Raw genomic sequence first — 13003 nt, forward strand, 5'->3', positions numbered from 1 at the left:
TAATTTTCAATAAAAATACTACAAAATGTTCCTAAGAATAGAAAAAATTACAGTTAAGAATCTGTTTGGTTTTTTAAACTATGACATTGAACTTCCAGAGTCCGATCATGTGGTTATTACAGGCCCCAATGGCTATGGTAAGACTATGCTTCTCAAATTGATTCATAATGCTATCTCAAATAACTACAAAGAATTATCTAAAATAAGTTTTGATACATTCGAACTGAAAACCAATCTTGGTCTTGTCCGTTACTTCAACTCAGAATCTGGTATGCAGATCGAGTCATTTCTTAATGACACAAAAAAGATCATCATTCCTTCAACCCAAAACTTGTCTGAAGAAAAGGTATTTGATTACAGAAAAGCTTTTTCTATTCTTATCCATTCTGTACATCTGAATGACGAAACTGAAGCATATAGCATCATTACAAAGCAAAGAGCGTTTCTAGAAGATAAAATGAAGTTTGCGCTAAGTAAATTGCACAAGCTTGACCAGTTGGTTTATGACTTATTTTCATGCATTTCAATAGAATCACACGAAGTTCAAAATAACGCATTACCGTACATGCAGAAAGAGAGGATAGTTGGCCTACAAGACCTGTTAGCACCTTACACTCGTTTCGGATTGCTACCAAAGTCGAGTAAGTATCTCGAATTGAATGACTTAAACCTTGTATCAGACTACACCATTAACTTGAGTGATAAATTGGATGAAATATTCTATGAAGAATCTTTGCATGAAGACTTTGTAGGACGTTTGAGCGAGTTCTCGAAGCTAATTGAGAAGAAAAAGTTTTCATTTAAAACTATAGCAGTTAACCCGGAATACGGCTTCGCATTCTTCAATCATGTTGGTGCTAATATACCTTTAGAAAAGTTGTCTTCAGGCGAGAAGAACCAAGTATCTATTTTCTTTGATCTAATTTTCAAAGCAGAAAATGGTGCAATCATTTTGATAGACGAACCTGAGGTATCTCTACACATTTCATGGCAGAAAGACCTCCTTAATGAGTTCTCTCAAATATCAAAGTTTAATCACTACTCACAGCTTATAGTAACAACGCATTCACCGGATGTGATTGGTGATGAGTGGGAAAGTTCAATTGACCTCTTTGACAAGCATGTGATTGCAAAGAGTAACTAGTTATGTCGAGTTTAAGAGATGCTACCAGAGAACGTAGCGATGAAACTAAATTTAGCGCTCTGCTTTTACAGGTCCAAACTGACCACGTAGGCAATAGGATTATATTTGTTGTTGAAGGCGACTCCGATATTACTCTGTTTAACATGGTGTTGAGAAATACAGAGTTCTTTTACTGCACTCCAGCAAGTGGAAAGGCGGATGTCATAGAAGCTGTTGATAGGCTGAGGACTCGTATTTCTAATCAAGTTTACGGTATAGTCGATGCAGACTTCGACCACGTACTAGAAAAGACTTACAACGATACATTTATGACGGACGTGCATGATACAGAAATTATGATGCTTCATGATGAATTTATCACAGATTTTATAACTGAACATACACAAAATCATATTCTGGGTCCGATGCAGATCGATGAAGTTGGTCAGAGATTAATGAGTAATCTGATGAGCGTCTGTAATGAAATCGGTCTTGTAAAACTCGCTTGTAGGTTGCTGAATTTGAATGTGAGATTCAAAGGTATGAACTACTTTACTAGCGAAGCTGTGACGGTTAACGATTTTAATGTGTCAATAAACATTCAAATCTTAATCGAAGCTGCAATCAGAAGAAGTCCGAGAGTAGAACAAACTCATTGTATCGACATATACAATAAATACGTAGAGTTAAATCAAGCTGGTTATTGTATATATCAGACCGCGAATGGGCATGACTTTTGCCAGTTGCTGGCTCAAGTGTTTAAGCAACCATTATCATCAGATAGAAATGTAACTGTCAAAGGGGTAGAGAAGTATCTTCGAAGCAAATATACAAAGGAGAACTTTGAGCGGACTAATTTATATGAGCAAATGATTAGACTTATTGAGACCGATGCAGAGGTAGAAGAAGTAGCGTAGTTTTTAGGATATCATATTGCCTCATTTCAACAGAAGTGAGGCGTCAATAACTATAACTTTCGTTACTCACTTACTTGAACAACTTTGTTGCCGAAGTATCTTAGTACTTTAGTTGTCCTACCGTTGATGACTGGCAAATCTTCTTTGTTAATCCATCCAATTAGCTCCTGAACATTAGATTTTCCGAATTGGTTCAACTTATACTCACTATCGTATATGCAGTTTGCCATACGTGTTACAGGGTCTCCAGTGCCGTATAGTAGGTATATCAGAGTCTTTTTTACCCTCTGTTCTTCATTACTTCCCATAAAGCTCTCCTTTAATGTATTGAGGCCACCTTTGTAGAAGCGAAACCGGTCATGGAAAGAGTGCAGAATGCAAAGTGCCTCAACTATATCAATCATTGAAGCTGATATGATTGCTTCCTTTGAACCGAGGACTTTTTTTATAAGGGGATAATTATGCGGAACAATGCGATCCTCAAAATGTTCCCATTTTGTATTCATCCATTCATTAATAAGTTTTGCCGTTTTAGACCGTTGTTGTTCATCCCATCCAAGAGGTTGGTGCTTCCAAGTGTCTTGAGTGGCATAGAAGTCGCGAACAAAGCTGAAGAATGAGTCAATTTCTAATCTTAATGGTATTAAGTCACCGTTAACTTTTCTATCGAAGGTTTTGTAGATTTCTACTATTCGATTAAAAGCACTAACTGATTCTTGATATGAACGCTGGTATGTATCTTGGAAAATAGACTTCTGTGATGCTTTCTTTTTACCGCGATTGATGTTCGAGAAGTTCACATCCCCCATGGTGTCGATGACATCGTGTTCCATGTCATTTAATAGTTTATTTGCATGATAGTACTTGTTATAGATACTCCGATAGCATTTGACTGCATCTCTATTGAGCACTTTTGCGTCACGCCAGTATTCACTGAATAACTCTTGCAGTTCTATAAATCTATGATCTTCCGGGTGGATGCCAATCATAACTTCTTGATTAGAATATATGGCGGATCGAGTTAGATTCGCTGAACCCAACAAGATGGACTTATCACCAAAAATGTAAAGCTTAGGATGGAATGAGTTGGTCGTGAAGAACCTAGCTTCAACCTTATTATTGTTTAGTAATCTATCTAGTGCAGATGGTGAGGTTGGAAAACCAAGTCGCACAATGATTTTTAAATTACATCCTTTTCCAAGGACCTCATCTATAACATCAAACTCTGTGAAAAAAGCTGAAGCAATGAATAAGTCCATTCCATCTTCTATATGATCTGTGATGCCATGTTTAATGAAATCATTTTTTGAAGTTCGATTAGTATACAAGTCCATTGGTTTGCTCTCATCACTCTCTTAAAATAGTACAAGCCATTGAGGTTGATAAAAGAGTAACTTATATCAGTAAAAGGATACACTGGCCTAAAGAATTCTGTGGCTACAAGCTTATTTTCGCAAGTTTGGAGTTGATCAAGTAAAGATATAAGGGGAGGGGGAGTTGTATATTTTCTGGTTTGAAAAAAAGAACCCCCTCCTACGCAAAAGCGTAAGAGGGGGACAGAGATAAACGCTTGGGGGCAATTTAACTCCGAAGCGAATTATATACAGGTTTACAGCTTAGTTCAAAGAAAATGACACTATAAACAGTTAAATGCCCAATTTTTCAGCATGATAGATAAACGCCACACTATATGGATAATCCCCAATCTCCTAAAAGCTGATCAAGCTGCTGCTTTTGCTCATCGCTTATATTTTTAACTGTGAAACTGAACTCACCTTTCAAGGAGTCATGTTTTACGTGAACTTCAGAGCCGTTATCAAGTTTCTTCTTAAGTTTCTTTGGCTTTGTCAATGCATCTTGCCCTTGATCCTCATCATGCTCGGCATAGCTGTATGACAGAATCTTTTTTACGATTTGAGCGTTGGCGTGTTTAGCGCTTAATGCTGTAAGCCTTAGGTTTTCTGTCTCTTCTAATAAAGATGAGCAAAAATTTTCAAAGCCTGATTTTTCTTTATCAGAAAGGCTAGTTATTTTCTTGTCTAATTCAATTATTGAAGGTCTTCCTAGATCAGGAACACTAGGAATGACATCTATTAGCCATTTTGGTAGCTCTGCCGCTTTTATACCAGCTGAGACTAAGTTTTTGTCATAGCCTTTCTCGGTGGCAATCTGAATATTGTTCAAACCTTGTTCTTTCTTGAGGTTCAGCCATTGCTTACCTAACTCATAGAGAGACATGGGTCTATGTGTATTACTTACTTCAGATAAAGACTGCTTACTTTCGCGTGTAATATTTTGACTTGTAGCATAGATCTTAAAACCGCGCTTACTGTAGAAACAACCGCTTCTGCGTTGAGAGCCATCAATAACTTCATAAGTGACACCCCCTTGTGAATCAGTGTGTTTTATAGCAAGACCGGGATAGAGTTGACCCTTATCAGAGATCTTGTTGGTAATATCTATAACTGACAGCCGAGACATAATTGATTGATCTCGAACATTATCCTCTGATACGAATGTTTCGGCTTCAATTTTATCAAAAGGAATTTCGACCAGTTGAAACAAGACTTCTTGGCCATCAACCGCAATTTCTAGTTCGGATACTCCTGCTTGAGCTGCCTCGTTAAGGAGTTGCTCCTCTTTCGTTGTGATTGCAACACTATCTGATGATAACTTCGAGGTACGATTACCACCTGGTGTATAAGCTTGGACATTTCTTCTATGACTTGACATGGTGCCCTCTTTATAAATCGATATCTTTTAAGTGATCTTTAAGCTCATTTGCTAAATCAATTACTGAGTCCTTAGAGTCACGTAGCTGTCGAGGGATACAAATACCTTCGCTAGAAGCGACATCTAGTACTGTTCGATAATTTTTGGCTGCGGTATCAAAAGCATTTGAGCGAATGATGTAGTTATTGAATACCATGGAACGGTACTCATCTTTGATACGATTTGATAGCTCAGTATCTCGGTCTTTCTCTTCTTCGACGTTGGTACGGGCAATTTTAATCCAACGAATACCTTCTGAACCTTCTGGCAAAGCTCGAACCTGGTTAGGTAAATTATCCAAGAATTGAGTTGTGGAGCTCCAGTCGAGAGCCTTTGGAGATACTGGTACCAACAAACCATTACAAGCGTACAGTGCACTCCAAGTAAGCGGGTTGATTTGAGGTCCTGTATCAATAAAGATTAAGTCGTATTGGTTACGAATAGGGTCGATAACTCGTTCTTTTAATCTTGGAATTAGGTTTTCTTCTCCGAGCCAATGTAAAGACGAAAATCGCTCATCCTCAGGAAACGCTGGCATGATTCGAACATTAGGTAAGAAGGTATTAAGGATTGCTTCATCAATAATATCCTCATGACTTAAACCATAATTCACGAAATTTTGATATAGAGAATCTTTACCCTCAAGATCCGCTGTCATAATGTCAACGGCAGTGAGTTGGTCCAGATCATTTTGTTTGTATTCCTTAGATTGAGCGAACAATTTAAGTGAACCCTGTGGATCTAAATCAATGATTAGAATGCGGATACGTTCAAGGTGCTGTAAACCTAATGCCTGAGCCAGGTTAATAGTCGTCATGGACTTACCTGTACCACCTTTCTGGTTCTGTACATTGATAATATGAGTACCACGATTAAAATCAGACCATTTTGGCTTACCAGCTAAATCGAGAATTTCATGAATATAGTCTGGCGAATACGCATACTTACCACGGATCATTTCAGGTGGTTGATAGCCTTGCTCCACCCAATCTTCTTCCTTTTTCTTAAACGTGTTGACAGAGTCCCAGCCACACATTTTGCTCATTTTGGTTTGTGGAACTGAGTGATTAAGAATGACCTTGCTGACTTCAAACTGTTCATCGAGTACAACCTTCGATTGCTGAAGGATGTTTGCTCGACGTTCTGACTCGGTACGACTTACGCTCTCGTTTGCTTTTTCCAAATTCTGCAAAACGGATTCAGTGACTGATGACATTGTGACTCTCCATAAAATTGACAGTCACATTGTCAATTAACAGGTGATGACTGTCAATGATAATTAATGGGTATCAATGATATGTTGAGGCTATCATTTTTATTTGAGGCTTTCATCACAGAATCCTAATGAAAAAAGTCAAATACAGTGCGAACAGAATCTATAGGTTGATTTTGTCGCTGTATATGGTCAGATATCTGAGTGTACAGAAACACAATGTATACCCTAAGTTATTAATAAATAGAGAAAAAATAATGAGCGACATTAAAGAGCAATTGCTAGTATTTTTGAGAGAACGGACCGCGGTAGAGGCTGTTGTGTCTCCGAGTGTTTATGTAAAAAGTACTGCAATCCCACGCGAAGATAAGTTAGAAATTGTATTACATCGGCAGTCTACTCCATATAACAGTAAACATTTCATTGATGTGATGATAGAAGTACCTTTAGAAATCAACAGAAAAAATTACGAAATTATTAAGAGCTGGCCTATGTGCAAACTAAACGAATACTCAGATTCTAGTATGTTATTAGTGAAACGCGAAGACTAAAAATCTTGAGTTGTTGAGTAAAGTATGCTTAACGTATATAGTTAAGCATACTTTACAAAGATAGGTTTCTTGTTACCGTGACTAAAGACGAATACATTGAGTGCTATAAACGAAAAGGTTGGACTACAGCACACCTAGCCAATCGGTGGGGGTTTAGCAAGGTAAGAGTCTACCAAATTGCAGAGGAAGTTGAGCTAGGGCATAGTAAGAAACAAGCTCATATAGATATGCTTAACGGGCTACCCAAAGCGCCAAAATCTATTCGAAAACCCTATAAAGAAAACTAGGAGAAGCTTGTGAAAAGGCTTGAGAATGTAATGGAGAATAACAACCTAGCTTTGAGCTTTGGTCCTGCAATAGACTTCTTTGTTGACTGGGGCTTCAAGATAGCGCTTTTAATTTTTGTAGTGGTGTTTATTTCATCTCTAATCACTACTTACTTCAATGGTGCACTACATACTAATGCTCTGTCTGTATTTGGATTGACAGGTTATTTAATCGCTAGTGCTATATATCAAGGCCTGAACGATCATCATCGGGGATACTAATATAAATTTTTCATTTGGCGCTATACAAGAATTGAATCGCGTTCCGTCGCCGGAACGCTGTGAGTCAAAACAAGGTCAAACGTGATATGACATTCAAAGCCGTGCTCCGTTCGGAGACCATTTACTAAGTTGGTGCTCCTCTTTGTTTGGTTCATTTGATAGTGTTTTTGCCTGAGGTTTTTGACCAAGCAAAGCACTTGTTGATCGCTGCTTCTACGATAGATATTTCTACAAAACTACCACTTGTTTAATCCTCTTCGGTATCAAGTGGCATTAGCCATTTATTGAAAGCACCCTAAATCTAACAGTTGCCTTTTTATTTCAGCGAACTGGTCAATGTCAATTATGCTTAGTTGCAGCATTCTATTTGTAATGAATTTTGGTGTTACGTTCATCTGTAAAGCTATCTGCCTCAAACCAATATCTTGACTCAAGTAATTCATCAATTGCTCGTCACTCGAACTGTTCCAGCTATTGGTGGAACGAGGAACACTTTGAGTGATAGTAGTGTTGGTCGAGGTTGCATTTTTCGGCAATTGTTTAGGTTTAATTGATATTTGGTTCTCTGTGTTGTGGCATAAAGAACTTATGCTTTCTACTAGCCCAATTAGACCGTACTCAAAATGAATGTATGGAGTGAAAGTGATAGAAACTATAGATGCATTAGATAGTATCGACTTCGCTAAATCCATTTCGTTGCATTTGTTTTTAGGGATCAACAAATTTATCTTGCCTTCACATTTAGTCTCGATACCAATTACAAGTCCGCCTCTTTTTTCGTGCATTGCATCACTAATAACACCAGCAAAAGTACATTTGGGGCTAAACTTTGATACTCGTTTTCGCCAAGCGTCTCGGTCACGACTTTGCAGTGAAGTAATATATTGCTGACTTGTAGAGGCTGATTTTGGTCCAACAGAGATAATCCATTTAATGAGTGATGGCCAATTTGAGATTTTCATGAGCTGTACCTGAAGGATAATTACACAGTATAAATACCACATTAACACACGCGCGAGTTGAAATAAATCGAATTTATAAAGATTATGGAATATAGTAAATATGTCATTTGCGGATAAATAACAAGGTCTAAAATTATGGTTTATAGCTATATCATTACCCGAGATAGAGAGCGTATTGTAGACAACCTAATGGAACACGGTGAGTTTTCTAATGGTTCAATTAAAGGGAAAGAGTTAAGCCTTGATCATCCATTAGCAAATGAGATGGTAGATACCTTAAAACTAGTGCCTCAAGGCATGGCCAATACCTATTACACCCTTCACCATTTGAAACAGCAAGATTGGGATGTGACTCATGAAAATGGTTATGAGAACTCTCTCATTGCGAGCTTTAGTTTAAATGGAAACCTAAGTTCACTTTTAGATAAAGTCAAAAGTGGAGAGGGGTTTAAGGTAGAAACGAATACCTTCCAGGAGTTCATTGAATCGAATCAAGGTATCGATTTAATCGTAGATTTTCAAAATACGATCACTCAGTCTGATTGTTGGACACCCCAAGGAAAATTAAACAACCCATTAATATCGAACTTCACTGTGGATATGGAGCGTCTTTCAGAGTGGCCCGGCATGCTCGAAGCACTAAATAATCTAGGTATTGATTCAACAAATTTAGAAAACGCTATTAGTGAAAATGGTTTAGAGTCTGCTCTGGAGCTTTGTAAAAGACCAGAAGTACTTTTAGCTTATCAATATAGCCAGGGAAGATTTGCAGACTTGCCAAAGAAGAATCTACCCGGTGCAAGATTTATTCAGAATTTAGATTTAGTAGAAATTGCTGAAGAGTACTTGAAGTTCACTACTGCTCAAAAGCTTGAGGGCGTTGAACCAGACTTTAAACAGTTTTTGTTAGAGCAAGGGGAATCATTAAATGACAAAATTGATAGCGCCGTTAAATCACAAGTTTTATCGTTTATGAATGAGATGCAGCTCGATGACTCCAAAGAAAGTATTGAGTTACTAGACGAAACTGCAACAACACTATACAAACAATTAGATCCGCGAAACGAATTAATGGGCTTAAGGTACCACCTTGAACAACTACTAGACGTATATACAAAAGAATCAGAAGTAGACCATGAAGCTCTATCATTACAATTAAATTTGCAGTTGGATGAGTACAGTGAGAGGGATGCTTTCAATACTTGGTTATTAAACAACATCTTAGAATGCAAGTTAGAGCCGAGTGTAGAACTAAAAAGTAAACATGAAGCTATGGCCTTCCTTGAAAACTCCAATAATGTCACTATTCCGCAGATGATGGCAGCATTAGTACATTTATCTAACCAAGACCTTAGTAAAATACAAGCGACCCTGGATGGTGAGCTTGTTGGGTCAACTAACCATACATCTGAGTATTATGCGGACCTTATTAAAAAATTTGAAGGGATAGTATCCCAGTTATCGGTGGACCAAGGTATTGATGTATCAAAAGCAAAGGAAGATGTATTCAGTAGAATAGTGGAATCTTTATCGCTAAACAAACCTGTTTCGCAAGAAGCTTTGAGCGATAGTTTATCGAATGAATTATACCAGCTAGCTGAGGCTACAAGGTTTTCGCCAATAGGTTCTGAGAAAGCTGACCCCATTCAAAAACTGACCATAAAAGATGTTCGAGCAATCATTTTACCTGAAGCAGTAACTGAGCCTGAAATTATCGATCAAATGTTGGCAATAGAGAAGCTGAGGGAGGAAGGCTTTAAAGGTAAAACTATTCTTTACAGTGAGCTCGAGCGTGATGGTAAAGCTCAAGCTGTACATTCTTTTATAAAACATAATCCTGACACGTTAAGAACAATAGGTGCTGCTCCCACTTCCCAAGTAGATCCTGAGCTGGATATCCCCAAATCAATAAAGATTCTTGAAGAGATTCAGGCTAATCACCCTTACTTAAAGATTCGTGTACATGAAACGATAGATTCAATGAACTTTCTTAGTAATGATCTGAAAAGTTACAGCTCTACACTCGCTGGGGTTGCCCACAATGGTGAAATGCATGTGAATCTACAAAGTGAACATAACGCATATGAGTCAGGACTTCGAAAGACTATTGCACATGAAGCGGTACACTTGGGATTTAAGAAGATGTTCACAAACTCCGAGTATGTGGACCTTATGGAGACTGTTTGGCAAAACATTTCCACTGAAGACAAGGCTACAATAAAACAAAACTATGGGCACCTTGATGAAAACAAGCCTCTAGATAGACGTAGCCTTGCGGAAGAATGGTTAGCAATGAAGGCTGAAAGTATTGATCTAAGAGATATTGATCGTATACAGCCAGTTATTAAGGTTTCATTGGTTAACAAGCTCCAAGGGTTTAGGGACTCTGTTCTCAAGAAATTAGGCAAGGTTACCGAGACCTCTTTAAATGTGGATGAGCTCCTGGTAAACGCGATTAAAAAGGCTGGAGAGTTCAACCAGTTCATTGATGGTAAAGTAATTGATCAAGGTTTGGTCGTTAGAAAAACAGGTTATGTTGAACATGAGCATCAGTCGTTTGACCTGTATCGTGGTTATAAAGCGAATTTAGACGCTGGTAGAAATTTATCTACAGAGGTGCAGATTGCAGCTAAACAAGACTTTATCCATAAGTACTCGAACAATGGGCACATTAAACTCTTAAATATCACTTTCGATAATAATAATGAACCCAAACTTGAAGGTAGTCAGTTAAGCCTACCGTACTCTGCAAACCCCAAGGACCTTCTTGAGATATTAAGGCAGGTTGAGGTAAGTTCGTGGACAGGTAAACCATCTTTGCATTCTAACATAAGTACTGAAATAGAAGCTGTTGACAGGGCTGAACCAACTCCACCAGCAGTTGTTAAAGCCAAGCTTGGTAATATAGTTAATGAGTTCACTATAGATACATCTGTGAATAATGAAATTCTCAATAAGCTTTCTGGACCAGTAAAAGACAAGTGCAAACAAGTAGACGAAAAAGTTAAACAAGAGGTTGACACTGATATGAATTTAGGAATTGGATTTTAAGTTGTATATGCTGTAACCTATTATAAAACAACAGGAGGCTTCCTATGGTTGCTGCAATTGCTCTTCTTCCATTACTTGGTGTTATAGCGGCTATTTTTTGGGGGTTGAATATGTACTACACACTCGTTCCTAACTGGTTAATTCCAGTAGTGTGCGTCGTGGTAGTCGCCTCAATATTCCAAATTAAGGTGACATACAAAGAACTAAATGAATCGGAAATAGATAGTTTTATTGGGCGGTTCTTGTTCTCAATACATCGAACAGTTCGACAGTATATGAGAGCGGCATTTATGCCAGTTGTACCTGATTTTAGTTTTGTAAAACAAACCCTCAATATCATGACGAAACGAAAAGATGATGAATAAGAAATTAATGTTAGCTGTAATGTTGAGCGCCTCCCTTTTCGGTTGTGCTCAAAATGATAGTCTTGATCCAGTATTTGGTTTTACTGGTGAATATGGTGCTGGTGGTACAAGAATCCCTAATAATCCAGCATACTTAGTTGATCCTGGGTTAACTACTGAAACTGAACTATTTAAGATATTCGGTGAGCCCCAACTAACCCAAAGTTTCCCATGGGGTAGAGTAGTTACTTATAGATATTGGGAAAATAAAATTGGGTTGCCGATGTATGAAGAGTATGTTGACTTTGTTTTTAACGATAGAGGTTTCCTTGATAAGGTGGCAACCTATTCTCAAAGGGGCTCTAAGCGGGTTGAAACAAATCAATCCAAAATGATAGAGAGAGAAGAAGAGTGTCCAAGTCACTACACAGTGTGCCAGTCATACGAAAACTTCAGTCATTAGAATCCTCACTTCATGCGTTTGCTCACTCCTTAGAGCAAACGTACTTTAACGTTCAGTTAAACAATCCCTCTGACATCAAACCAATTAAAGCGGTCATTAGAGCTATAACGGCGATCACTTACGATGAATACCAATCAGGACGAGAGTTAAACCAGTTACCTGGAGTGGTCTTCATTCCTGAAGATGTAGTTCCCAAATTACTAGAAGTAAATCATGCCAAAAAGGCATTTTCAGACGCTGTAAAAGAAGCTAAGGCCTCGAGTAAATGCAAAAGCAATACTGCCGCATTGAATTATGTAAGAAAATTATTAACAGAGATAGGCATGCAAAGGGTTCACTTTAAACAATGTGAACGCTTGCTGGTGGTAGAAGAGGCGCTACCTAAAAAAATAGTTTTTTATAACGAATCAAAAGGGTGGGGTAACCAAAAGAAATACTCAAAAGAAGAAGCGCTTGAGTTAGCTAAAGAAATCATTGATAACGGTTCTGATAGCTTTGACATCGTTTCTAAGAAAATTGCAGAGATTTCTGATTCGGAGTTTCTTGTGCACCGGACGCCAAGTCCAACAAGTATTAAAGCGAACATCACTAAATATGTACCAGGAGTGGGAGAGAAAAGTCATTCAAGAGTTGCTTCGTTACCAATATTTGTTGTAACTACCGATATGGATTCAGCGAGAACGGTACTCATTGGTTCTATGGTTTCGATTGAGTCTACCCCAAAGTCTAAAAGACTGGGGTCTAGTAAAGCTCGTAGTAAGTTTGAAGAGCAACCCTATATCTCAACTTTGCGTCTATATCGATATAAGCCCGAATATAGATAGAAAAATTTACAAACCAATCTATAATATATGATATTAAATTGGAGGGTTAGAGATGCACAAGCGTAGAGATAATTTGCAAAAGACGATACTCATTGTTTGGTTTCTGTGTTCTAGCATTGTACTTGGGATTCAGCTATTACCTAGCCCAATTGATAATGCAAGTGCAAGTCAGATAGAGTCAAAAGCCGGAAATCTGGAGCCAGATGACAGCCTGATCAATCTGGATACAATTCTT

12 protein-coding genes are annotated in these 13003 nt (G+C 38.0%); 8 read left to right on the plus strand and 4 right to left on the minus strand.

Annotation, left to right across the window (positions count from 1 at the left end):
* Positions 1-25: 25 nt before the first annotated feature.
* Together R8O70_RS12570 and R8O70_RS12575 are read left to right on the plus strand one after the other, a co-directional pair.
* The gene (locus R8O70_RS12570) at positions 26-1144 is read left to right on the plus strand and encodes an AAA family ATPase (protein WP_042776222.1); all 1119 of its coding nucleotides are present in this window, start codon (positions 26-28) and stop codon (positions 1142-1144) included.
* 2 nt (positions 1145-1146) lie between these two features.
* A complete protein-coding gene (locus R8O70_RS12575; protein ID WP_077284327.1) occupies positions 1147-2040 on the plus strand; it encodes a DUF4435 domain-containing protein in 894 nt (297 codons plus the stop codon).
* Between the two features lie 62 nt (positions 2041-2102).
* On the opposite strand, the gene R8O70_RS12580 is transcribed toward R8O70_RS12575, so the two are convergent.
* The 3 genes from R8O70_RS12580 to R8O70_RS12590 form a co-directional block, all read right to left on the minus strand.
* Positions 2103-3374 (minus strand): phospholipase D family protein, encoded by a 1272-nt coding sequence (locus R8O70_RS12580; protein ID WP_077284325.1) that lies wholly within the window; start codon positions 3372-3374, stop codon positions 2103-2105.
* Between the two features lie 352 nt (positions 3375-3726).
* Positions 3727-4773: a ParB N-terminal domain-containing protein gene (locus tag R8O70_RS12585; protein ID WP_025633951.1), complete on the minus strand. Its 1047-nt coding sequence runs from the start codon at positions 4771-4773 to the stop codon at positions 3727-3729.
* A 10-nt stretch (positions 4774-4783) separates the two neighbouring features.
* Positions 4784-6028 (minus strand): ParA family protein, encoded by a 1245-nt coding sequence (locus tag R8O70_RS12590; RefSeq protein WP_025633952.1) that lies wholly within the window; start codon positions 6026-6028, stop codon positions 4784-4786.
* A 254-nt stretch (positions 6029-6282) separates the two neighbouring features.
* On the opposite strand from R8O70_RS12590, the gene R8O70_RS12595 reads away from it, so the two are divergent.
* The gene (locus R8O70_RS12595; RefSeq protein WP_025633953.1) at positions 6283-6576 is read left to right on the plus strand and encodes a hypothetical protein; all 294 of its coding nucleotides are present in this window, start codon (positions 6283-6285) and stop codon (positions 6574-6576) included.
* Positions 6577-6872: 296 nt separating this feature from the next.
* Positions 6873-7124: a hypothetical protein gene (locus R8O70_RS12600; protein WP_025633956.1), complete on the plus strand. Its 252-nt coding sequence runs from the start codon at positions 6873-6875 to the stop codon at positions 7122-7124.
* A gap of 281 nt (positions 7125-7405) precedes the next feature.
* Here the strand turns inward: R8O70_RS12600 and R8O70_RS12605 are convergent, their stop codons facing one another.
* The gene (locus R8O70_RS12605) at positions 7406-8086 is read right to left on the minus strand and encodes a hypothetical protein (protein ID WP_025633958.1); all 681 of its coding nucleotides are present in this window, start codon (positions 8084-8086) and stop codon (positions 7406-7408) included.
* Positions 8087-8275: 189 nt separating this feature from the next.
* Between R8O70_RS12605 and R8O70_RS12610 the strand changes: the two genes are divergently transcribed.
* The 4 genes from R8O70_RS12610 to R8O70_RS12625 are packed head-to-tail and all read left to right on the plus strand — an operon-like array spanning position 8276 to position 12768.
* Positions 8276-11137: a hypothetical protein gene (locus R8O70_RS12610; protein ID WP_139351516.1), complete on the plus strand. Its 2862-nt coding sequence runs from the start codon at positions 8276-8278 to the stop codon at positions 11135-11137.
* Between the two features lie 44 nt (positions 11138-11181).
* Positions 11182-11502 carry a hypothetical protein gene (locus tag R8O70_RS12615; protein ID WP_025633960.1) on the plus strand — a complete coding sequence of 107 codons (321 nt, stop codon included), beginning with the start codon at positions 11182-11184 and terminating at the stop codon, positions 11500-11502.
* The gene (locus R8O70_RS12620; protein WP_138058892.1) at positions 11492-11944 is read left to right on the plus strand and encodes a hypothetical protein; all 453 of its coding nucleotides are present in this window, start codon (positions 11492-11494) and stop codon (positions 11942-11944) included. The genes R8O70_RS12615 and R8O70_RS12620 overlap by 11 nt, the downstream gene beginning before the upstream one ends.
* A complete protein-coding gene (locus tag R8O70_RS12625; protein WP_139351515.1) occupies positions 11893-12768 on the plus strand; it encodes a hypothetical protein in 876 nt (291 codons plus the stop codon). The genes R8O70_RS12620 and R8O70_RS12625 overlap by 52 nt, the downstream gene beginning before the upstream one ends.
* Positions 12769-13003: the final 235 nt, after the last annotated feature.

It is taken from the genome of Vibrio sp. 779(2023), assembly GCF_033344285.1.
Lineage (GTDB): Bacteria > Pseudomonadota > Gammaproteobacteria > Enterobacterales > Vibrionaceae > Vibrio > Vibrio alginolyticus.

Bases quoted from the DNA above. Each gene is read 5' to 3' on its own strand.
- R8O70_RS12570 (WP_042776222.1), top strand. From the start codon at position 26: ATGTTCCTAAGAATAGAAAAAATTACAGTTAAGAATCTGTTTGGTTTT.
- R8O70_RS12575 (WP_077284327.1), top strand. From the start codon at position 1,147: ATGTCGAGTTTAAGAGATGCTACCAGAGAACGTAGCGATGAAACTAAA.
- R8O70_RS12580 (WP_077284325.1), bottom strand. From the start codon at position 3,374: ATGGACTTGTATACTAATCGAACTTCAAAAAATGATTTCATTAAACAT.
- R8O70_RS12585 (WP_025633951.1), bottom strand. From the start codon at position 4,773: ATGTCAAGTCATAGAAGAAATGTCCAAGCTTATACACCAGGTGGTAAT.
- R8O70_RS12590 (WP_025633952.1), bottom strand. From the start codon at position 6,028: ATGTCATCAGTCACTGAATCCGTTTTGCAGAATTTGGAAAAAGCAAAC.
- R8O70_RS12595 (WP_025633953.1), top strand. From the start codon at position 6,283: ATGAGCGACATTAAAGAGCAATTGCTAGTATTTTTGAGAGAACGGACC.
- R8O70_RS12605 (WP_025633958.1), bottom strand. From the start codon at position 8,086: ATGAAAATCTCAAATTGGCCATCACTCATTAAATGGATTATCTCTGTT.
- R8O70_RS12610 (WP_139351516.1), top strand. From the start codon at position 8,276: ATGGAACACGGTGAGTTTTCTAATGGTTCAATTAAAGGGAAAGAGTTA.
- R8O70_RS12615 (WP_025633960.1), top strand. From the start codon at position 11,182: ATGGTTGCTGCAATTGCTCTTCTTCCATTACTTGGTGTTATAGCGGCT.
- R8O70_RS12620 (WP_138058892.1), top strand. From the start codon at position 11,492: ATGATGAATAAGAAATTAATGTTAGCTGTAATGTTGAGCGCCTCCCTT.